The 22,038-nt window shown below is 38.5% G+C and carries 19 protein-coding genes; 8 read left to right on the plus strand and 11 right to left on the minus strand.

Features of this window, described 5'->3' with window-relative positions:
• Positions 1-12: 12 nt before the first annotated feature.
• The 5 genes from J7R12_RS03820 (at position 13) to J7R12_RS03840 (ending at position 7,650) form a co-directional block, all read left to right on the plus strand.
• A complete protein-coding gene (locus J7R12_RS03820; protein WP_126602806.1) occupies positions 13-372 on the plus strand; it encodes a hypothetical protein in 360 nt (119 codons plus the stop codon).
• Between the two features lie 212 nt (positions 373-584).
• A complete protein-coding gene (locus tag J7R12_RS03825; RefSeq protein WP_126602804.1) occupies positions 585-944 on the plus strand; it encodes a hypothetical protein in 360 nt (119 codons plus the stop codon).
• Positions 945-1,559: 615 nt separating this feature from the next.
• Positions 1,560-2,957: a threonine synthase gene (thrC, locus tag J7R12_RS03830; RefSeq protein ID WP_126602802.1), complete on the plus strand. Its 1,398-nt coding sequence runs from the start codon at positions 1,560-1,562 to the stop codon at positions 2,955-2,957.
• Between the two features lie 83 nt (positions 2,958-3,040).
• The gene (locus J7R12_RS03835; protein WP_126602800.1) at positions 3,041-4,315 is read left to right on the plus strand and encodes a M16 family metallopeptidase; all 1,275 of its coding nucleotides are present in this window, start codon (positions 3,041-3,043) and stop codon (positions 4,313-4,315) included.
• Positions 4,316-4,764: 449 nt separating this feature from the next.
• Positions 4,765-7,650, plus strand: a complete 2,886-nt coding sequence (locus tag J7R12_RS03840) for an EAL domain-containing protein (RefSeq protein WP_126602798.1) — start codon at positions 4,765-4,767, stop codon at positions 7,648-7,650.
• 36 nt (positions 7,651-7,686) lie between these two features.
• Here J7R12_RS03840 and J7R12_RS03845 read toward each other — a convergent pair whose 3' ends face one another.
• Entirely contained in the window at positions 7,687-8,271 is a 585-nt protein-coding gene (locus J7R12_RS03845; protein WP_126602797.1) for a YqgE/AlgH family protein, read from the minus strand.
• 71 nt (positions 8,272-8,342) lie between these two features.
• Between J7R12_RS03845 and J7R12_RS03850 the strand changes: the two genes are divergently transcribed.
• Positions 8,343-9,197, plus strand: a complete 855-nt coding sequence (locus J7R12_RS03850) for a protein-disulfide reductase DsbD domain-containing protein (RefSeq protein ID WP_126602795.1) — start codon at positions 8,343-8,345, stop codon at positions 9,195-9,197.
• Positions 9,198-9,253: 56 nt separating this feature from the next.
• On the opposite strand, the gene rnhA is transcribed toward J7R12_RS03850, so the two are convergent.
• The 4 genes from rnhA to cyoE all read right to left on the minus strand — a co-directional run bounded on the left by rnhA (position 9,254) and on the right by cyoE (position 12,852).
• Positions 9,254-9,715: a ribonuclease HI gene (rnhA, locus tag J7R12_RS03855; RefSeq protein WP_126602793.1), complete on the minus strand. Its 462-nt coding sequence runs from the start codon at positions 9,713-9,715 to the stop codon at positions 9,254-9,256.
• Between the two features lie 5 nt (positions 9,716-9,720).
• The gene (locus J7R12_RS03860) at positions 9,721-10,680 is read right to left on the minus strand and encodes a homoserine kinase (RefSeq protein WP_126602791.1); all 960 of its coding nucleotides are present in this window, start codon (positions 10,678-10,680) and stop codon (positions 9,721-9,723) included.
• Positions 10,680-11,729, minus strand: coding sequence for a 4-hydroxy-3-methylbut-2-enyl diphosphate reductase (gene ispH / locus J7R12_RS03865; RefSeq protein ID WP_126602789.1), 1,050 nt, complete (start codon positions 11,727-11,729; stop codon positions 10,680-10,682). The genes J7R12_RS03860 and ispH overlap by 1 nt, the downstream gene beginning before the upstream one ends.
• A gap of 187 nt (positions 11,730-11,916) precedes the next feature.
• On the minus strand, positions 11,917-12,852 hold the full coding sequence (cyoE, locus tag J7R12_RS03870) for a heme o synthase (protein WP_126602787.1): 936 nt from the start codon (positions 12,850-12,852) through the stop codon (positions 11,917-11,919).
• A 343-nt stretch (positions 12,853-13,195) separates the two neighbouring features.
• Here cyoE and J7R12_RS03875 point away from each other — a divergent pair, with 343 nt between their 5' ends.
• Positions 13,196-13,753: an invasion associated locus B family protein gene (locus J7R12_RS03875; protein ID WP_126604017.1), complete on the plus strand. Its 558-nt coding sequence runs from the start codon at positions 13,196-13,198 to the stop codon at positions 13,751-13,753.
• Between the two features lie 105 nt (positions 13,754-13,858).
• Positions 13,859-15,277: a metalloprotease TldD gene (gene tldD, locus J7R12_RS03880; RefSeq protein ID WP_126602785.1), complete on the plus strand. Its 1,419-nt coding sequence runs from the start codon at positions 13,859-13,861 to the stop codon at positions 15,275-15,277.
• Between the two features lie 63 nt (positions 15,278-15,340).
• Here tldD and J7R12_RS03885 read toward each other — a convergent pair whose 3' ends face one another.
• The 6 genes from J7R12_RS03885 to aroC form a co-directional block, all read right to left on the minus strand.
• Positions 15,341-16,594, minus strand: a complete 1,254-nt coding sequence (locus tag J7R12_RS03885; RefSeq protein ID WP_126602784.1) for a class I SAM-dependent RNA methyltransferase — start codon at positions 16,592-16,594, stop codon at positions 15,341-15,343.
• Entirely contained in the window at positions 16,591-17,337 is a 747-nt protein-coding gene (locus J7R12_RS03890) for a TlyA family RNA methyltransferase (protein ID WP_126602782.1), read from the minus strand. The genes J7R12_RS03885 and J7R12_RS03890 overlap by 4 nt, the downstream gene beginning before the upstream one ends.
• 7 nt (positions 17,338-17,344) lie before the next feature.
• Entirely contained in the window at positions 17,345-19,261 is a 1,917-nt protein-coding gene (dxs, locus tag J7R12_RS03895; RefSeq protein ID WP_126602780.1) for a 1-deoxy-D-xylulose-5-phosphate synthase, read from the minus strand.
• A gap of 232 nt (positions 19,262-19,493) precedes the next feature.
• Complete coding sequence (locus tag J7R12_RS03900) at positions 19,494-19,748, minus strand: exodeoxyribonuclease VII small subunit (RefSeq protein WP_126602778.1); 255 nt, start codon at positions 19,746-19,748, stop codon at positions 19,494-19,496.
• A gap of 7 nt (positions 19,749-19,755) precedes the next feature.
• Positions 19,756-20,862, minus strand: coding sequence for a 3,4-dihydroxy-2-butanone-4-phosphate synthase (ribB, locus tag J7R12_RS03905; protein WP_126602777.1), 1,107 nt, complete (start codon positions 20,860-20,862; stop codon positions 19,756-19,758).
• 3 nt (positions 20,863-20,865) lie between these two features.
• Positions 20,866-21,966, minus strand: coding sequence for a chorismate synthase (aroC, locus tag J7R12_RS03910; RefSeq protein ID WP_126602775.1), 1,101 nt, complete (start codon positions 21,964-21,966; stop codon positions 20,866-20,868).
• Between the last annotated feature and the right edge of the window lie 72 nt (positions 21,967-22,038).

The raw sequence follows: 22,038 nt of genomic DNA on the forward strand, positions 1-22,038 counted from the left end.
TGAGGTAAAATTATGACAAAACTTTTTAAAAATTATATATTAAATATTTTTATAGCGATTGTTTTTATTCTTTCACAAATTGTGAATGTTCACGCAAATCATTTGAGCAATAATGCACAACAAGAAGATGTTTCTATTATAGAACAAGCAAAAAAGAAGGTAACCCATATGGCTGCTCTCTATGTTTTAAATTTAAATGATGGAGCAAAAAATGAGGCTGCTGTTGAAGGAAGAGTCGAAAAGGTGCTGGAGCCCCTTACACTGGGAACTTTTGGTCTTTCGGTGTTAGTTGGATATGGGACATCTATAATGGGTATGTTCTTAGCATGGATGATAAATGGCATAATATCACTCACCAAATCTCGTGCTTAAACATTTGAAATATTTATAAGAACAAGATCTTTCAACATAACACCAGAGTACAGCCGCATTACTTGTTCATTATTTAAAATAAAAATGCACAGCGGCCCCTCTGTTAAAAGCAACAAGAGCCACTCACATTTCCTATAGTGAGCGTGTTGAGCAGCTCTATCAATATATTTGCTTCATTAAAGATAAAATTAAAAAATATTTGAGGTGGAATTATGATTAAAGTTCTAAAAAATCATATGTTAAATATTTTAATAGCAAGTGCTTTCTTTCTTTCACAAGTCGTAAATGTTCACGCAAACCATTTGAGCAATAACACACAACAAGAAGATGTTTCTATCATAGAGCAGGCAAAAAAGAAGGCAATCAATATAGCTACTCTTTCTGTTCCAAGTTTAAATCATGGAACAGAAAATAAAGATACCACTGAAGGTAAAATTGAGAAAGTATTTGAACCTATTACACTAGGAACTTTTACGACAATAGGATCCATGCTTTTTGGTTACTTTACTGGGTTTCTTATGGCTATATTCAGTGGGCTAATCGGTATAGGAATAGGAAAAACCAAAAAATAGACCTAAAAAACCAAATAATTCCAAAACATTTTTAAATTCTAACCTGCTTCAAAGAATTGGGGCAGGTTTTTTGTGCTTTCTATGGATAAATTCTCTCATTACGCATAATACTCGTAATATAAATAGAATACCTCTTAGCATAGAAACAGATAATTTAAACTGAACAAATAGTTCTTCCGATGTACAGCTTACGCACGAAATACCATGAAATTATCTCATAAATCCCCAGCATGAATCATAATTGCCACTTCGCAGAGGTTAATTATCATATGCATTTTTGATTATACAAGGTTGAAAAAAAAATAAGCACTCGCAATGAATTTTCTGCGAGAAATATTATCTTGTATAATGATCAAAGTATTTAGAATAACAACATAAATTATAAAATAATAAATAAAAGAGTTAAACTTTAATAAAATAAAATTTTCTTATTATTCAATATGTTATATCAAAACATCTAAAAATGTTAAGATTATTTATTCTTCTGCCATTGATTTTTCATTATTCACAAGCATAAGTAAATAAACTTTCATTCATTTAATAATTTCAATCTCTTTAAAAACATGAAATATAGAGTTTCCTCAGTTTACTGAAAATAAATGAAAGAAAAAACTTATGAAATATATCAGCACAAGAGGTGAAGCCCCCACTTTAGGCTTTACTGAAACTATCATGACTGGTCTCGCTCATGATGGTGGCCTTTATCTTCCAGAAAAATTCCCTCAATTATCACCCGATACATTACGAGCGCTCCGCGGACAATCCTATACGACAATTGCTCAAACAGTTCTTTGGCCCTTTGTGAATAATGAAATTGAATATACCTCTTTTGAAAATATGATTGCTGAATCTTATGCCACGTTCCATCATCCAGCGATCTGTCCGTTACAACAAACTGGAGAAAATGAATTTATCCTTGAACTTTTTCACGGTCCTACTTTGGCATTTAAAGATGTTGCAATGCAGTTTCTTTCTAGATTGATGGATTATGTTCTCACTAAAAAAAACAAACGAGCAACAATCATTGCTGCTACATCAGGGGATACTGGTGGTGCGGCGATACAAGCCTTCGCTGGAAGAAAGCATTCAGATATTTTTATTTTATTCCCTCAAGGACGTGTATCACCTGTTCAACAACGACAAATGACCACCAATCAAAGTAGTAATGTTCACGCTATCGCCATCGACGGAAATTTTGATGATTGCCAAGCTCTCGTTAAAGCAATGTTTAACGATCATAATTTTCGACAAAAAAGAGCGCTTTCAGGTGTTAACTCTATAAACTGGGCGCGTATCATGGCGCAAATTGTTTACTATTTTTCATCTGCACTCTCCCTCGGTGCCCCTGATAGATCCGTCTCATTTACTGTTCCTACTGGAAATTTTGGTGATATTTTTGCAGGCTATGTTGCAGCCCGTATGGGATTACCCATTGCACAGCTGGTCATTGCAACAAATGATAATGACATTCTCGCACGCACATTAACCAGCGGTATTTATGAAACAAAGCCGATAACCCACACAACATCACCGTCCATGGATATTCAAATCTCTTCTAATTTTGAACGCTTGCTCTTCGAAAGTGGCGAACGTGACCCAGTATGGATTCGCAATGCAATGGAAAATTTGAGAAAATCAGGATATTTTCATCTTGATGAAAAACAGCTTAAGAATATTCGTTCTCTCTTTTCTGCTGGGAAAAGTAGTATAACTGAAACAGCACAAATGATTGACCATATTTATAAAGAAAGTGGTTATCTTGCTGATCCACATACAGCTGTTGCTCTTAAAGTAGCACGCGAAAACAAGCAGCCACATATTCCAATGATTGTCCTTGCCACTGCGCATCCTGCAAAATTTCCTGACGCCATAAAAAGTGCCTGTGGACTTAATGTCCCCCGTCCATCTTGTCTAGACAATTTAATGGAACGCGAAGAACATTTTATAAATCTTGCTAATAACGAAAAAATAGTAAAAGATTACATTTCTTTAAAATCATGTGCATCTTATTGAAGTTAGCTGCATTGAGTCAAATCAACAATATTCCAATGCCCTTACAAATAAGGTATTTGGCTTATTAATGGAGTCATAAATACATGCGTGTAGACATCAGTCGCCTTAGCAATGGTTTGACTATCGCCACACATACAATGCAACAAATTGAGAGTGTAGCTCTCGGAATATGGGTTAAGGTTGGCTCTCGCAATGAAACCTGCTCACAACACGGCATTGCACATCTTCTAGAACATATGGCTTTCAAAGGAACGGAAAACCGTACAGCTTTTCAAATTGCAGCTGATATCGAAGATGTTGGTGGTGAAATTAATGCTACAACCAGTACTGAAACAACTGCTTATTTTACACGCGTACTCAAAAACGATATGCCACTTGCCATTGATATTTTAGCCGATATTTTGATGTATTCAAAATTCGATGAAAATGAATTAGAACGAGAAAAACAAGTGGTTGTTCAGGAAATTGGTGCCGTTCGTGATGTTCCTGATGATATTGTTTTTGATCACTTTACTGAAACAGCTTTTCGTCACCAATCGCTCGGACGCTCTATTTTAGGTACCCCAAAAACAATTCAATCATTTACATCTGCTGACCTCCACAATTTTATGAAGCAACAATATAGTGCAGACCGTATGATTGTGGTCGCAGCAGGAGCTGTACAGCATGAAAATTTTCTGCAAGAAGTTGAAAGCCGCCTGAGCACTTTTCGTCCCCATGCAACAGCCCCCCTCACCAATCTTGCAAATTATGTTGGTGGCGATTTTCGTGAATATCGCGATTTAATGGATACACAAGTTGTTCTTGGTTTTGAAGGGCGCGCTTATCATGCACGTGACTTTTATGCTGCTCAAATTCTTTCAATTATTCTTGGCGGAGGCATGTCATCACGCCTCTTTCAAGAAGTGAGAGAAAAACGTGGATTATGCTATTCTGTTTATGCTTTTCATTGGGGGTTTTCAGATACTGGGCTTTTTGGAGTTCATGCTGCCACTGGACAAAAAGGACTAAAAGAGCTGCTTCCCGTGATTCTTGATGAGCTTTCTAAGGCAAGCAAAAATATTCACGCTCATGAACTTCAACGTGCACAAGCGCAATATCGCGCTAACCTTACAATGTCACAGGAAAATCCATCTAGTCAAGCGCATCTCATTGCTCGCCAAATGCTTCTTTATGGTCGACCAATTCCAATATCTGAAACAATGGAACGCTTAGATCTCATTACTCCTGCAAGATTAACTGATTTAGCCCATCGTCTTGTTAACAATTCCACTCCAACATTAGCCGCTGTCGGTTCTGTTGGATCGCTCATGAATTTTGATGATTTAACATCAATTCTTTCATACAAAATGCAATAGGATTAAATAAAGACTGCAAAAAATGTTTTCGTGCATATTGGAGATGTCATTTTTTATAAAGCAGTAACATCATAACTTGCACAGATTTTATAATAATATTTACCACGAATGTTCTTCTCACTAAATAAGTTTGGGAAATATTTATCAAAGCGCTGTACAAAACTACCCAACTCCTGCTTCATGTGATAGAGTATTTGATAAGCAAAGGTATATCTGTGAAATCTGAAAACTCATGGTTTAATTTTGCCTTACAAAAATATAGGATTCTATTGGCTTCAAGCTTCACTGAAGCAAATGGGAGGTTAACTTAATTTTTGTATAAAATCGTATAACTTTTCAAAAGAAAATAATAACCGCTTGTTGTGTAGAACAAATTATAAAAGGTGGACGTTTTTTCTCGAAAATCTAAATTAAACTGAAACATCCTAAAATACTGAGAGTGGGACATTGTGAAGAGTTTGCGTAAAATCATTGACATCATTTTCATTATAATCGTCAGTTCTTTTATCCACCTTACGTCAGCAAAGGCAATCGAGCCTGTCAAAATTTCTTCTCAAGATGCCGCTCTTGACCTTTCAAAAGCAATTGAAATTCATCATACCAATAACTCTATCTTTCAAACAAGCACAGCACCAGGACCAGATGGTATTGTATGGCGCATTGAGGTCCAGGCAAAAAGTGAAAATTTTTCTGGCAACTGGGCAGTATTTTCTCTTGCAAATCCAACAGATGAACAAATTGACCGTCTTATCGTAGCCCCCCATTATCGTATGGCGCATTCAGGATTTCTTTGGCCAGACCTTGGATCAGCACGAATTCAGTCCATTACTCCAAGTGAAGGTTTTTCTCTCGATCGCCAGCCTAGTGCAAACTCTGATATCTTTCGTATTACACTGAACCCTGGTGCTGTCATTACATTTGTTGCCGAGCTTAACTCTGCAAATCTACCACAAATCTATTTATGGCAACCTGAAGCCTATAAAGATGCAATCAATTCTTATACGCTTTATCATGGTATCCTTCTTGGTATATCAGGTCTTTTAGCGCTCTTGTTAACTGTTCTCTTTGTCGTTCGTGGAACAGGACTCTTTCCTGCAACAGCAGCTATCGCTTGGGCAGTACTCTTTTATATTGGCATCGACTTTAACTTTTTAAATAAATTCTTTGCAATTACCCTAACAACGCAGCCGATCTGGCGTGCTGCTACAGAGGTAGCACTTGCTGCTACACTCTTCATTTTCCTTTTTACCTATCTCTGTCTTAATCGTTGGCATTATCACTTCAGTTATGGTGCAATTATATGGACCATTTCTCTTTGTGGTCTGGGAGCATTTTCTATTTATGATCCAACCAGAGCAGCTGGCATTGCCCGTATGTCTTTTGGCCTCACCGCTGTACTTGGTATAATTTTAATCAGCTATTTTTCTATCCGCAACTATGACCGTGCAATTATGCTCATCCCAACATGGTTGCTCATTAGCTTCTGGTGTATTGGAGCTTATGCCTGCATAGCTGGGTATTTAAATAATGATATTATCCAACCCGCATTAGCAGGAGGATTAGTACTCATTATTCTTCTTATCAGCTTCACTGTCATGCAACAAACTTTTTCCAATGATGCTTTCCATGAAGGAATATTTTCCGACCTTGAACAACAAGTGCTCGCAGCAAAGGGAGCTGGAAATATTATTTGGGACTGGAATGTCGAGCGTGACCGCATTGTTGTACACCCAAATATGACCACTCTTTTTGGTATTGAAAGCCACAAACTTAATGGTCCTATGCGTAACTGGATTTCAGCCTTGCACCATGATGATCGTGAGCGCTTTCAGGCTATATTGGATATCATTCTTAAAAATAAAAAAGGACGTATCGATCAAATCTTTCGTTTGTCTTCCGGTGGTGGCTATTATCATTGGTTCTCCCTTCGCGCACGGCCAGCTATGCAAAAAGATGGAAAAATTACGCGTGTCATTGGCACCATTGTCAATATTACCAATCACAAAAAATCCGAAGAACGCTTATTGTATGATGCCATCCATGACAGCTTAACAGGTCTTCCTAACCAACAAATTTTCTTCGATAGACTACAAAACTATACTTCTTTAGCTAAAGCAAATATCAAAATTAGACCAACTGTCTTTATGATTGACTTTGATAATTTCCGTCAAATTAATCGCAAATTAGGCATAGCTGTTGGTGATACTGTACTGCTCATTATTGCACGCCGTTTAAGCCGGCTTATTAACTTTCAAGATACCTTATCACGCCTTTCCGCAGATCGTTTTGCAATCATTTTACTCAGTGAGACCGAGCCACAGAAAATTGCAGCATTTGCAGATCATCTGCATAAAACAATCTCAGCACCTATTTCACTCACAGAAAAAAAAATAATGCTTTCAACATCAATTGGATTGGTCACATGGAATGAAAGTAGATCAACTGCTAAAGATATTTTAAATGACAGCGAACTCGCGATGATCCGTGCAAAACAAATGGGTGGTAACCATATTGAACCTTTTAGCCCCAGTTTTCGCACGTTAGGCATTGAACATAACACTATGGGGAAAGATATTCACACTGCCATAAAGCGCAATGAAATAAAAATCCTCTACCATCCTATCCTTAATTTATCAGATGGACACATTATTGGTTGTGAAACAATTATAGAATGGCATCATCCAAGTTACGGAAATTTAAATGTTTCTGATTTTATTAAGATCGTAGAAAATGAAAAAATCGTTATGGATTTGGCGCAATTTATTATCAATCATGCTGTTATTGATCTCACAAATATACAAGAAAAATTTTCTCAACAATCCTTCTTTATTTCAATTAATTTACCAAGTACAGAAATGATTCATCCGCGCTTTATCAGTCAATTGCGCTCGGCTTTACTTCGCAACCCTCTCAACAAAGGAGGCTTGATGATAGAAATATCCGAGTTTGTCTTAAGAAAGAATCCTGAACAATCAGCACACTTTCTTGAACAAATCAAAGCTCTTGGAATCAATCTTGCACTCGATAATTTTGGAACGGGGTATTCGTCACTTGCTTATCTCGTGCGTTATCCTTTCGACATGGTTAAATTGGATCGCTCGCTTATCTCAATAGACTCTCTCAAGAAAAAGCTTGTCCTCAAGTCCATTATTCATATGGCAATTGACCTTAATTTGCAAATTATCGCAGAAGGCGTTGAAAATGAAAAAGAAGCTATCTTTCTACGACAAGAAGGATGCAAATATGTTCAAAGCACACTTGTGACTAAGCCAATTGCCATCGAAGAATTAATCATTCTCATTCAGAACCATTTCCCTTATACAACCAAAATATAGTGAATAGGACATTGTGTACAATCAAATACTTAGACTCTACGCATGCCCCATTTCAGAAGCGAGATAGGTTGGATTGATTCCCATGCGGATTAAGCTTTCATCGTATTTGCGACTTAAATCGCTTTCAAAAAGAAAACTGGGTGATGTCGAGCTAATTAGCCAACCATTCGTAGAAATTTCTGCTTCGAGTTGTCCGGCTTTCCATCCAGCATAACCTAATGCTATCAATGCATGCTGTGGGCCTTGTTCACAGCTAATCGCTTTTAATATATCAATCGTTGCAGTGAAACAGACCTTATCTGCAATAGAAACAGTTTCTTTACAAGCATAATCATCAGAGTGCAGCACAAAACCTCGTGAGGGATCAACAGGTCCACCATAGCGTACTGGAAACTTTTGTATCGGTTCAGAAAGTCCTTTTTTTTGACCACTTTTTATCACACCAAGATGAAGCAAAAGCTCTGGAAAATCAATATGGTGTAATTGATTGAGAATAATTCCCATAGCACCTGCATCAGAATGCGCACAAATATAGATAACAGAACGAACAAAACGTTCGTCATTCATCCCTGGCATTGCTATGAGTAACTGTCCCCCCAAAAAGCCGTTACACTGCTTCATCAATCTGCTATTCTCCATAATTTACATGATAAAAGTCACTTTAGTGAGTGCAATAGGAAGATAAAGCTCCAATGAAAAAAATTCTAATATTTACAAGATTACAAAATACCGCAATTTCCCTTTATAAAAAACTTTTGGTTACTTTTAGCTTAACATTTATAATTTTAGAATTCCTTAACTTCCCTGTCAGAGCACACACAAAACAAAACGCATCTCTTTTAGCAACATCTTGGTATGAATCAGACGGTGGACGTATCAGATTAGCTCTTACAGAACCATCTCTTTCTGGAATAAGAGAGGGTATTATTGAAATTGTTCTCAAACCAAAATGGAAAACCTATTGGCGCAATCCAGGTAATTCCGGTATGGCACCATTTTTTACCTTCAACCAACAGGTTTCTTATGAAATCTTTTATCCCACACCACAGCTCTATGAAACAGAAAATGACTGGTCATTAGGCTATAAAGACAAAGTCGTCTTGCCCTTCAGTCTTTCTGGTTCAAGCAAAAATTTAAGTGGTACTTTAACACTTGGATTATGTCACAAAATCTGTCTTCCCTTTACTGTTCCCTTTGATTTTTCTCCATCGGTTCAAAAAAACAAACGTCTCCCTTTATCCTTGTTAAAGAAAGCTCAAGATACTTTACCTCGTACAACGCATGATGCATTAAAAATAAGTGCTGAAAAAAAGAAAAACATCCTCTTCATTAAAATACAAAATAACAATAGGATTGCCCCTTACTCTCTCTTTTTAGATGGAGGAGAAATGCAAATTGGACCAGCAAAAAAAGTAACTAAAAATACAGACTATACACTTTTTAGCGCTCCAATTTATTTCACACCAGATGAAACAAACCACACCATTTTTTATACAGTTTCTTTTAAAAGTCATGCTTTAAGTGGAACATTTACACTCTTTCCGTAACAAACCCCTCTTGCTACTCCGCAATAAAAGAGAAAAGTTTGAAAAAAGTACTCTTTCTAAAAACATCCGTTTTCGCGATATTCAGTTATCGCTTTTCGAGCAAGAGCATCTGCCCGCTCATTCTCTGGATGCCCTGCATGCCCCTTTACCCAATGCCATCTGACAGTATGGCGAGAACAAACATCTTCAAGAGCCTGCCATAACTCCATATTTTTCACAGGATTTTTTGACGCCGTACGCCAATTATTTTTCTTCCAATCTTCAAGCCACAGAGAAATACCATTGCGTACATAAACTGAGTCCGTATAAAGATCGACTGAACAAGGTTCTTTAAGTGCTTTTAATGCATGAATTGCTGCCATTAATTCCATTTGATTATTGGTCGTGTGCTCTTTTCCACCATAAAGTTCACGTTCATGACCATTCCAACGTAAAATTGCTCCCCATCCTCCAACTCCAGGATTACCAGAGCAAGCTCCATCTGTATAAATCTCAACGACTTTTTGTTGATTTAACATAGAATTCAGAAACCCACTTCACTCAATGAATCTACATTACTGAAAAAACAAAGCTTATGCCAATATTCCCATGGATCTTTCTTAACGACAAAGCTATCTGTCGGTGTATTGAACCAATCATAAAGACGTGTAAGTAAAAAACGCAAAGAAGCACCACGCGCCAACAAAATAATTGCCTTTATTTCTACAGGTATCAATGGCCTTACTTTTTGATAATTTTCCAATAACTTGCGTGCTTTGGTAAGATTATAGGAATGATCCTGTTCAAAACACCAAGCATTCAAACAGATAGCTAAATCATAAGCCCAAAAATCATTACAAGCAAAATAGAAATCTATAATACCAGAAAGACGATGGTCCAAAAAAAACACATTATCATTAAATAAATCAGCGTGAATAACACCTGTTGGTAAATTTGACGGCCAATTTTCTTGTAAAAAAGACAATTCCATACTAATTTTTTGTTCAAACTCTTTTAACAACGCATCTTTGCTCGTTTGACAATGTTCCCATAATAATTTCCAGCCCATAACAGAAAGAGTATTTTTACGACTCAGTGTAAAATCCTGTCCTGCTAAATGCAATTGCGCTAAACTAGATCCCACTTCACCACAATGATATATATTGGGCTGATGAATCCACCTTCCTTCCAGAAAAGTAATAATGGCAGCAGGGCGCCCTGCTAATTGACCAATCGTTGTCCCATCATTTTGTACAACGGGTTGGGGGCAAGGAATTCCGCGCTGCCTTAAATGCCGCATAAGATTACAAAAAAAAGGCAAATCATCTTTTGAAATACGTTTTTCATAAAGCGTTAAAACAAACCTTCCCTCTGTTGTATACAGCATAAAATTAGAATTCTCGATCCCCTCTTCTATACCTTGATAAGATAAAAGTGAACCTATCGAATAACGTGTCAAAAATGCCTTCAAATCATTTGGATGAATATCTGTATAAACTGCCATTATTTTGCTTTCGTTAGAGGCATATCTTGATTTTCATTTTTCAACATCTCAGCTCGACCATTGACAAAAGCCGTATCTTGAGGCGTTAAAGCGACATCACGTAATTCGCGACTCACCAAAAATGTTTCCGTTTCCACCACTGTCTCAGCCAATTCTATTGTAACATCATAACGTTCACGAAAAGCTGAAACAATTTCTTCAATAATAATTTCAGGAGCAGACGCTCCTGCTGAAAGGCTTACAACAGAAAGAGCTCCCAGACGATCAAAATCAATTTCATCAACCCTCTGAACTAAAACAGCCCGCTGCGCACCAAATCTTTCAGCAACTTCTACCAAACGTCGTGAGTTAGAAGAATTCGGCGCTCCAACAATTAGAAATAAATCGCTCCCTAGTGCTGCTGCCTTAACAGCATCTTGTCGATTCGTAGTGGCATAACAAATCGATTCAGCAGCTGGAGCTTCTAATGCAGGAAAACGCTGTTGTAACACATCAAGAATCTCTGCTGTATCTTCAACAGAAAGTGTTGTTTGCGTCACAAATCCTAATTTATCTGGATCATGAGGTTGATAATATAAAGCATCTTCAATCGTTTCAATTAATGTTACATCCCCTTTTTCAAGCTGCCCCATTGTTCCTATTACCTCGGGATGACCAGAATGACCAATTAATATAACATGACGACCATGCCGTTTATGTCGTATCGCTTGCTTATGAACTTTAGAAACTAACGGACATGTTGCATCTAGATAAAACAAATTATAGCGACAGGCTTCTTCTGGTACAGACTTTGGCACGCCGTGGGCAGAAAATACAACAGGTTGGTTGTGGTGTTTTTCTGGAATCTCATCAAGTTCTTCAACAAAAACAGCCCCGCGTTGTTGCAATCCTTCAACAACATAGCGGTTGTGTACAATTTCATGACGAACATACACTGGAGCACCATATTTTTTTAATGCAAGAAGAACAATCTGAATAGCACGATCAACCCCTGCACAAAATCCACGTGGACCGCAAAGACGTATTGTTAAAGGAGGACGTAGAGACATAAACCATCCTTAATATCTATAACTTTTACTAAAATTTTAAACGAACTCTTGTTATGCATGACACAAATGGTGTCAAGAAAAATACTAGACAATACTCCCCTCCCCCGTAAAAGCATCTAATATATGGCACTTTCTTATCATATTTTCTTCAGGCAAAGCCATTTTTAAAGCTCGCTCGCTCATTTCACTATGCTAGAAAATGATAGAATATCAAAGTTTCCATTAAAAGAGTGCCAAAGAGAGCAGCCAAATAAAATAACGAAAAGAAAAACGTTTTTTTTGCCGTTACAAGAGTCGCATTATGTGTGTCAGTTTTCCACAAACGGTAAGCGAAATAAATAAAAATAACGCTCAAGATTGATGAAAAAATACCATAAAAAGTTCCTGCAAGACCAATAATATAGGGCCCAGCAGCACATATGGCCATCAGAACAGTATAAAACAAGATATGTTTTTTTGTTGAATGTTCACCTCGTACATTAGGCATCATAGGAATGCCTGCTGCCTCATAATCAAGAGATGAAAATAAAGAAAGAGACCAAAAATGGGGTGGCGTCCACATAAAAATGATTAAAAATAATAAAAAACTCTCAATACTCACTGTACCCGTTGTCACAGCCCATCCAATCATTGGTGGGAAAGCTCCAGATGCACCGCCAATCACAATATTCTGTGGCGTTATACGCTTTAGCCAAATTGTATAGACAACGACATAAAAGAAAATTGTAAAGGCAAGAAAAAATGCTGCAAACCAATTAATGAAGCTTCCCATAAGAAACACAGAAAGCACAGAAAGAACCATACCAAAAATAAACGCCTTCTGAGAGCTGATCTTACCAGTGGGAATGGGACGATTTTTGGTACGTTCCATCACTGCATCAATATCAGCATCATACCACATATTAAGTGCTCCTGCACCACCACCACCTAGAGCAATACATAAAATTGCTAAAAAACCATAAAATGGATTAATAGGAACTGGTGACACCACAAGCCCAACCAAAGCTGTAAATACAACAAGTGACATAACCCGTGGTTTTAAGAGCGTGATATAATCACCAATACCAGATTTTGGCGGAATTGATTTATCACTTGCAGCTGATAATCCTTCTGAAACAAACATTCCACTCAAAGACCTTTTCTATTTCTGTCATCCACGCACAAAGACTGCTTAGCATATGGGAATGACAAATTAAGAGCACAATGTTTCTGAAAATAATATATCTTCCAAAAACAGACGAAGATTTTTGCAATGAAAATACATTTTTTCAACACACATTATTTCTTAAATAACAAGCATACTCTATACATCATACCAAACATCATAAAGCAACTAAAAGCCTTCTTTTTTATAACATATTTTATCTTGTGCATATGGATTAATATATTTGGGGAGATAATAGTTTTGTGTTATAATTTTAGTTTTGATGGTTCATTTTTATACAGAGCTATATAATGTAGTGATGATGCGGTTAGGGTTTTCTGTGGTACTTTATAAATTGCTGAAAAAAACTTTCTTTGTTGGTGTTCTTCTTTGTGCACTCTGTAATGTTTCTGCTCATCGTGCACTTGCACAAACATCTCATATACAAAGTGTCCCCGCCCCACAAGCTTACGGTGCATGGACAAAAGTTTGTTCTCTCCCACCAGGTACACCTAACATGCAATGTGAAGTTGTCCAAAATGTACACACACAAAATCGTCATGACATTACTCTCCGCGTTACGTTTTATAAACTCCCTAAAGATCAAGGAGCTTTGATGCGTGTTTTTGTTCCAATCCGCGTGGAATTACGTCCTGGTGTTGGTCTCAAAATTGACGATAAAAATATGGGAAGAGTGGAATATCGCCGATGCCTTGGTGATAATTGTGTTGCTGAAGCTGTCCTTAAAAAAGACATATTACAGCTCTTTTTTAAGGGCAAAATGGCAACCTACTTTATTTTTACAACTCCTGAGCAAGCCGTTGGGGGAATCATTGACCTTAAAGGACTTAGTGATGCTTATGCAACTCTACCAACTTAACAACTTTATGCGTATTGCATAATTACAACCTCATAACGCACTCTACAGCTTCTAAAAAAGATAACTGGAAGTTTTCCAATTCTCCATGAAAATAGGATAATCACCATGAAATCATTGATTGACCATTTTGATATTGATTCATCTAAAGTGCAATCACTTGTACAAGAAACACTTCATCATGCTGATGATGGTGAGCTTTACCTTGAGTATACAGAAAGTGAAACGCTTTTATTCGATAATGGACAGCTTAAAAATGGCTCATTTCATCAAGATATGGGATTTGGTCTGCGCGTTGTTGCTGGAGAAGCTACTGGATATGCGCATTCTAGTGAATTAACCGCTGCTGCACTCAAACGTGCCAGTGAAGCGGCTAAAGCTGTTACCTATAATAATCATACAGGACCTTATAGTGTCGCACCTCAACAGACAAACAAAAGACTCTATCAACCTCTTAATCCTCTTGACGCTCCATCATTTGAAGACAAAAGTATGCTTTTGCAAAAAATTGATGCCTATTTACGTGCAAAAAATGATAAATTGCACCAAGTAACTGTTTCTCTTTCTGGTTCTCTCCAGCATGTTGAAATTTTACGCGCCGATGGTCATTTGATTCGTGATATTCGTCCTCTTGTACGACTGTCTATATCTGTAGTTGCTGCTGACAGTAATCGGCGTGAAAATGGCTTCTATGGATGTGGTGGGCGCCAAGCATTTAGCCAGTTTATTCATGAAGAAAACTGGAAAAAGGCTGCTGATGAAGCCTTGCGTATGGCTCTTATAAACTTAGAGGCAGAAGCAGCCCCAGCAGGAACATTTGATGTTGTCCTCGCTAATGGATGGCCCGGTGTTATGCTTCATGAAGCCATAGGACATGGTTTGGAAGGTGACTTTAACCGCAAAAAAACCTCTGCTTTTGCTGGACTTTTGGGCCAACAAGTTGCTGCAAAAGGTGTTACAGTTGTTGATGATGGTACAATTCCTCAATGCCGTGGCTCACTCACTGTCGATGATGAAGGAACCCCATCAGGATATAACGTTCTTATTGAAGATGGAAAACTTATTGGTTTTATGCAAGACAGACTAAATGCCCGTCTTATGGGTGTTCATCCAACCGGTAATGGACGGCGTGAATCCTATGCACATGCGCCAATACCGCGGATGACCAATACTATGATGCTAGGAGGCGATAAAACACCTGAAGAAATTCTATCCTCATTAAAAAACGGTATCTATGCTGTTTCATTTGGTGGAGGACAAGTCGACATCACTTCTGGAAAATTCGTCTTTGAATGCACTGAAGCTTACAGAGTAGAAAATGGTAAAATCGTAGCACCTATTAAAGGTGCAACCCTTATTGGAAACGGACCAGATGCCATGAAACACATTACCATGATTGGCAATGATAGCAAACTTGATAATGGTATCGGTATGTGCGGAAAAGCTGGACAAAACGTTCCTGTTGGCGTTGGGCAACCTCATCTGCGAATTAATAATATGACAATTGGTGGAACAGCACTTTCATAAAATATACCAAATCAACTCATTTAACATTCTCAATAAAGCTGTCAAAAAACTCTTCAATTGAGGCTAAAGCTTCCAACTTGCCTTTGCTTTGCGTTTACTCAAGAGTGCAACAATTTCAACATGGGGTGACCATAAAAATTGATCAATTGGTATGATTTTTTCTATTGTATAGCCACCTGCTACAAGAAGAGATAAATCACGCGCAAATGTAGTAGGATTGCATGAAATAGCCACGACACGAGATATTGTTGTCTTCGCTAATTCACGCACTTGTTGTTCTGCACCAGCGCGTGGAGGATCAAAAACAACGCACTCAAAACATTCAAGTTCCTTCACAGAAAGTGGACGGCGGAAAAGATCACGTTTTTCACAAGTTACTGTTTTTAAACCCGTTGCAAAACGTGCTGCGGAATCTAAATTTGTTAATGCTCGCTCATCATTTTCTACTGCATGGACGTTCATTTTTTTAGCCATGCGCAATGTAAATGTTCCTACCCCAGAAAATAAATCAAGAGCATTTTTTGCTTTTTTAAAATGAGTCAAAATAATATCACCCATTATATTTTCTGCTGCAAAAGTTGCTTGGAGAAATCCACCAGCCGGAAATTCAACACAGACATCTCCGAAGTATATCAATGGTTTTTCTTGTTCAACCAAAACTTCACCTTCAACAGACAAACGCGTAATCCCACACGAAAGAGCTATACGTACCATTTTCTGACGAATTGACTCATTGTGTACAGCACAACCACTTAAAGCAACATCAAAACCATTTTCAACAAGTGTGATTGTGACATGAAATCGTTTAGCATAATTGCTTAAACAAGCACAAAGGATCCTGATATCATCTAGCTTAGACATAAGCTCTGGTCGGCTTACTGGACATTCCTCAAGAGCTACAATCTCATGAGAGAGGTGACGATTAAAGCCAACTCTCTGACCTTGCGGTGTCATAGATGCTGTTAGAGTCATCCGCCGCCGGCTATAGGGCTTACATTCGATTAAAGGAGAAACAACAACATCAAGCCCATATTCTTTAAGAGAATCAATAACCAATTGTCGTTTCCATTCGCGATAAACATCAGGATGCCAATGCTGGAGTGCACATCCCCCACATTTTCCAAAATGCCGACAAAGAGCATCAATGCGTTCTGATGATTTTTCCTTTAATGCTCTGAGTGTAGCATATTTTCCATGAACGGTGATTTCAGCACACTCTCCTGGTAAAGTAAAAGGAACGTAAACCAAACCATGTAATGCTTTGACGACACCATGACCATTCATCCCCATATGGTCTATTATGACATTGTCATTCACTCTTGTTTTTCTCCAAACAACAAATATTCTAAATTACCATCACCACCTGCAATAGGTGAAGGAAGCAAACCTTTTGCACTCCATTCTCTTTGCATGTTTAACCAATCAAAAAGTCTTTCAGCACTTTCTTTCGCCATTAATGGATCTTTTAATATTCCACCCTTGCCAAGAGCTTCTCGACCAACCTCAAATTGAGGCTTTACTAATAACATGGCTTGAGCTCCCTTCTTGGCTAAAGACAAAACAGGAGGTAATGCAAGTTTAAGAGAAATAAAGCTGACATCTGAAACAATGAGATCAATTTCTCGTCCACCTAGATGTTCTTGTTTCAAATCTCTGACATTTAAACCTTCTAATAAGGTTATTGCACTGTTGTTCAATAAACGTGCATCCAATTGGTGGTGACCAACATCAACCGCAATAACATGAGCTGCTCCACGTTCTAAGAGAACTTGTGTGAAACCACCTGTTGATGCACCAATATCAATGGCGGTCACTTGATCTGTTATAATGGGAAAAGCATCAAGTGCACAAATCAATTTTAACGCTGCACGTGAAACATAACCCTGTGCTGGATCACAAACGACAATCTCTGCGTCATCAGAAATGGTTTGTCCAGCTTTTAAAACTGCTTTGCCATCAACTTTAACGGTTTGGCGCATAATAGCATCACGCGCTCGCGAGCGTGTTGTAAAAAAGTTTTTTTCAACTAAAAAAACATCAAGCCTTTTCCTAACAGCCATCTCATACTCAAAATTTCTGCACTGTCCGAATCTTGCGTCCTAAAGCAGTAAAAACCGTGTTAACAATACCAACGGCATCAAGTCCTACACGAGAAAGAACTTTCTCTGGTGAACCATGGTTTAAATATTCATCAGGAAGTTTTAATGTGCGAACTTTCAAACCATGCTCTAAAAGCCCTTCTTGCGCTAAAAATTGTAATAAGTGCGCTCCAAATCCGCCTATTGCACCTTCTTCAATTGTCACTAATACTTCATGCTCACGTGCCAAACGACGCATCAAATCTTTATCCAAAGGCTTTGCAAACCGTGCATCTGCAACCGTTGTTGACAACCCTTCCGCAACCAAAGCATCAGCAGCTCTTAACACTTCTGACATCCGTGTTCCAAAACATACTAAAGCTATCCTATTGCCTTCACGCAGAACACGCCCTTTTCCAATCTCTAACAATTCACCACGCTGCGGTAAATCCATGCCAACACCTTCACCACGTGGATAACGAAAAGAAAGTGGCCCCTCATCATAAGCTGCAGCAGTACGCACCATATGCATCAACTCAATTTCATCAGACGGCGCCATCACAACAAATTCAGGAAGAGTGGTTAAAAAAACAATATCAAAACTACCAGCATGCGTCGCGCCATCTGCCCCCACAAAGCCTGCTCGATCAATCGCAAAACGCACAGGTAATTTTTGAATCGATACATCATGGATAATCTGATCATAAGCGCGCTGTAAAAAAGTAGAATAAATCGCGACAAAAGGCTTATACCCCTCACAAGCAATGCCAGCAGCAAAAGTGACCGCATGCTGTTCAGCAATACCAACATCAAACATTCTTTCAGGAAATTTTTCAGCAAAAGCATCAAGACCTGTCCCCGCCGGCATTGCTGCTGTTATACTCACAATCTTATCATCATGACTAGCTTCTTCTATTAAAGCCTTAGAAAACACCTTAGTATAGGGGAGAACATTGCTTTGCGCTTTAACCTGTTTACCTGTTACAATATCAAAACGATTAACACCGTGATATTTATCAGATGACGCTTCTGCAGGGGCATATCCTTTTCCTTTATGCGTCACCACATGTACCAAAACAGGCCCATGAGGATATTCACGAACATTTTTCAAAACAGGCAATAAATGCTTTAAATTGTGTCCGTCAATTGGTCCCACATAATAAAAACCAAGCTCTTCAAATAAAGTTCCTCCAACCAAAAGGCCACGCGCAAATTCTTCTGAAAGACGTGCTTTATCTAAAAAGAACTTAGGCAATTTTTCGCCTAGTACCTTGATCCGTTCACGCAAACTACGATAAGCAGGACGAGAAACCAATCGTGCAAGATGAGCGCTCATAGCACCTGTAGGTGGTGCAATAGACATATCATTATCATTAAGAACAACAATCAAACGTGCATTCAAGGCACCAGCATTATTCATCGCTTCATAAGCCATACCAGCAGACATAGCACCATCACCAATCACAGCAATGATATTCCGCTTTTCCTCTGCTTTTAAAGCACTCGCTATCGCCATACCAAGTCCAGCTGAAATAGAAGTAGAAGAATGACCAGCACCAAATGGATCATACACACTTTCTGAACGCTTCGTAAAACCTGATAACCCACCCTCTTGGCGTAATGTGCGAATTCTATCTCTACGCCCTGTTAAAATTTTATGCGGATAAGCTTGATGACCAACATCCCAAATAATCCTATCTTCAGGTGTATTAAAAACATAATGCAATGCAACCGTGAGCTCAATAACACCAAGTCCTGCACCAAGATGACCACCTGTTACGGAAACCGCATCAATTGTTTCCATCCGCAACTCATCGGCTAATTTTACCAAATCAGACTCAGATAATGCCCGCAAATCATGCGGTACACAAATACGATCAAGCAATGGCGTTAAGACCTGAGACAAAAAAAGCTCCTTAATATTATCGCATCAAGAGATAGTAAAAATATACCTCCTCCCCTCTTCTATATATAATTTAGCATATTGTTACTGGAAAATATTTTCTACTGGTGATGATTTATGGTTTTTCCCCATTTCCTCACTTATTTCATAAAAAAGAAACTGATAAAATCCCTTCCCTTTAAACTAAGTCACTGCTCACCTCTTTTGCAATAAATATCCCCAAATTACTTAACTATTATTCAGAATCAAGAGGCTCTACTCCTTCTGGGGATCCTCCCTCTGAAAGCTGAATTTTCTCAACTTTAGCTTCAGCAACTTTCAAAAGTTTCTCGCAGTGTTTTTTAAGAGATTCACCACGTTCATAAATATCAATTGATTGTTCTAAAGGAATATCCCCGCGTTCTAAATTCTCGACAATTACTTCAAGTTGCTTAAGTGCTTCTTCAAAACTTAAAGCCGTAATATCCCCCTTATTTATCTCTTGTTTCATGCAATCCTCACAAGATATCTGTTCTGGATATACGAATTCCAAAACCTTCTAAACCTACATAATGGCGCTCTCTAGAAGCATACACAATAACAGAACGAATCCCCAAATGTTTTAAAATTTGTGATCCTAAACCAATTTGGCGCCATTCTTCTTCGCGTTTAATTGCCTGCATGTGGCTTTCTGAACCTTCTTTTACCATCTCCTGAATGCCAATAGCTGATTGTACACCAACAGATCCTTCACGCAAATAAACAAACACTCCACGCTTTTCTCGTTCCATCATACGTTGCATGATAGCCATAATCTCTGAAGATTGACAAAAAACATCATTTATAACGCTTTCACGGTGCAAACGCACAGGAATATCTACACCATCACGGATATCTCCAAAAACAATTGCAACATGCTGAACTGTTTCCCAAGGAAGTTGATAACTTTGAACAATAGCGGGACCTACTGATGTCTCAATATGCATTTCTCCAACATGCCTGATCAACATTTCCTTACGTTGGCGATAAGCAATTAAATCTGCAACCGTTATGATATGCAGACGATTATCTTGTGCAAATTTTGTAATCTCATCTCCATGTTTAACGCTTCCATCATCATTGACCAACTCACCGATAACACCAACTGGCGGCAAACCAACTAATTTACATAAATCAACAGCTGCCTCCGTGTGTCCTGAACGCATAAGAACTCCTCCTTCATGCGCAATCAAAGGGAAAATATGTCCTGGACGGACAAAATCATTCGGACCAGCATTTGAATTCGCAAGATTACGCACTGCTAATGTACGGTCATGTGCTGAAATCCCTGTTGTTATCCCATGTTTAAAATCAACAGTAACAGTAAACTGGGTACGATGCGCTGAATTATTATCTGGCACCATAGGAACAAGATTAAACCGTTGTGCTTCTTCTTTTGGTAGAGGGGCACAAATAATACCCGTTGTATGACGAATGATAAATGCCATTTTTTCTTCTGTACAATGGCTAGCAGCAACCGTTAAATCACCTTCATTTTCACGGTCATCATCATCGGTAACCACAACAATTTCACCGCGTTCAAAAGCTTGAAGTGCAGAAACAATTTTTTTCTCATCATATGCCATTATTTACCCCTCAAAGCTTCCAACCTGACCGCGATGTCTTAGATAATGGTCAGCAATAGCACAAGCAACCATCGCTTCACCAACAGGAACAGCACGAATCCCAACACAGGGATCATGGCGTCCTTTCGTTACAACATTTACATCATGACCATCAATATCAATTGAACGACGAGGTGTTAGAATTGATGAAGTAGGCTTCACAGCAAAACGTGCAACTATTGGCTGCCCACTCGATATTCCACCTAAAATACCGCCCGCATGATTGGATAAAAAGAGTGGCTTTCCATCACTGCCCATCCGCATTTCATCTGCATTTTCTTCTCCTGTCAGGCGTGCTGCTGCAAAACCATCACCTATTTCAACACCTTTTACTGCATTAATCGACATGAGTAATGAAGCAATGTCTTGATCAAGTTTTGCATAAATAGGTGCTCCTAAACCTGCTGGCACATTTTCTGCAATAATCTCAACAACAGCTCCAACAGATGAACCCTTTTTACGTACTTTATCTATATAATCACTAAAAACCTGTACCATCTCTGCATCAGGTGTAAAAAAAGGATTATTATTAATCTCTGACCAGTTCCAACGTTCACGATTAATCGTATGGGGACCAATTGCTATGACAGCTCCCCGTACAATCAAATCAGAAACAATTTTACGTGCGAGCGCACCTGCCGCAACACGTGCTGCCGTCTCACGCGCTGAAGCACGCCCACCCCCTCGAAAATCACGAATGCCATATTTAACATCATAAGTATAATCTGCATGACTAGGACGATACTGGTGGGCAATCGAGCCATAGTCTTTCGAGCGCTGATCTGTATTTTGAATCAACAAGGAAATTGGAGTCCCTGTTGTCATCAATGTTGTTCCATCATCCTGAACAACAACGCCTGAAAGCACCTCTACCTGATCCGATTCTTGCCGCTGCGTTGTATACTTGCTTTGTCCTGGTCGGCGCTTATCAAGATAAGTTTGGATCTCTGCACGCGTAAAAATAATTCCTGGGGGACAACCATCGATAACACATCCAAGAGCAGTGCCATGACTTTCACCCCATGTTGTTACACGAAACAAATGACCAAATGTATTATGTGACATAAAAAATGACCCGTTTCTCCGTCAAAATATACGCAACGACAGCCTCTGTTAAGTTATACAAAACAACCTGTT

It is taken from the genome of Bartonella vinsonii subsp. vinsonii, assembly GCF_902825235.1.
GTDB classification, from domain to species: domain Bacteria; phylum Pseudomonadota; class Alphaproteobacteria; order Rhizobiales; family Rhizobiaceae; genus Bartonella; species Bartonella vinsonii.

Bases quoted from the DNA above. Each gene is read 5' to 3' on its own strand.
- J7R12_RS03820 (WP_126602806.1), top strand. From the start codon at position 13: ATGACAAAACTTTTTAAAAATTATATATTAAATATTTTTATAGCGATT.
- J7R12_RS03825 (WP_126602804.1), top strand. From the start codon at position 585: ATGATTAAAGTTCTAAAAAATCATATGTTAAATATTTTAATAGCAAGT.
- thrC (WP_126602802.1), top strand. From the start codon at position 1,560: ATGAAATATATCAGCACAAGAGGTGAAGCCCCCACTTTAGGCTTTACT.
- J7R12_RS03835 (WP_126602800.1), top strand. From the start codon at position 3,041: ATGCGTGTAGACATCAGTCGCCTTAGCAATGGTTTGACTATCGCCACA.
- J7R12_RS03845 (WP_126602797.1), bottom strand. From the start codon at position 8,271: ATGAAGCAGTGTAACGGCTTTTTGGGGGGACAGTTACTCATAGCAATG.
- J7R12_RS03850 (WP_126602795.1), top strand. From the start codon at position 8,343: ATGAAAAAAATTCTAATATTTACAAGATTACAAAATACCGCAATTTCC.
- rnhA (WP_126602793.1), bottom strand. From the start codon at position 9,715: ATGTTAAATCAACAAAAAGTCGTTGAGATTTATACAGATGGAGCTTGC.
- J7R12_RS03860 (WP_126602791.1), bottom strand. From the start codon at position 10,680: ATGGCAGTTTATACAGATATTCATCCAAATGATTTGAAGGCATTTTTG.
- ispH (WP_126602789.1), bottom strand. From the start codon at position 11,729: ATGTCTCTACGTCCTCCTTTAACAATACGTCTTTGCGGTCCACGTGGA.
- cyoE (WP_126602787.1), bottom strand. From the start codon at position 12,852: ATGTTTGTTTCAGAAGGATTATCAGCTGCAAGTGATAAATCAATTCCG.
- J7R12_RS03875 (WP_126604017.1), top strand. From the start codon at position 13,196: ATGCGGTTAGGGTTTTCTGTGGTACTTTATAAATTGCTGAAAAAAACT.
- tldD (WP_126602785.1), top strand. From the start codon at position 13,859: ATGAAATCATTGATTGACCATTTTGATATTGATTCATCTAAAGTGCAA.
- J7R12_RS03890 (WP_126602782.1), bottom strand. From the start codon at position 17,337: ATGGCTGTTAGGAAAAGGCTTGATGTTTTTTTAGTTGAAAAAAACTTT.
- J7R12_RS03900 (WP_126602778.1), bottom strand. From the start codon at position 19,748: ATGAAACAAGAGATAAATAAGGGGGATATTACGGCTTTAAGTTTTGAA.
- ribB (WP_126602777.1), bottom strand. From the start codon at position 20,862: ATGGCATATGATGAGAAAAAAATTGTTTCTGCACTTCAAGCTTTTGAA.
- aroC (WP_126602775.1), bottom strand. From the start codon at position 21,966: ATGTCACATAATACATTTGGTCATTTGTTTCGTGTAACAACATGGGGT.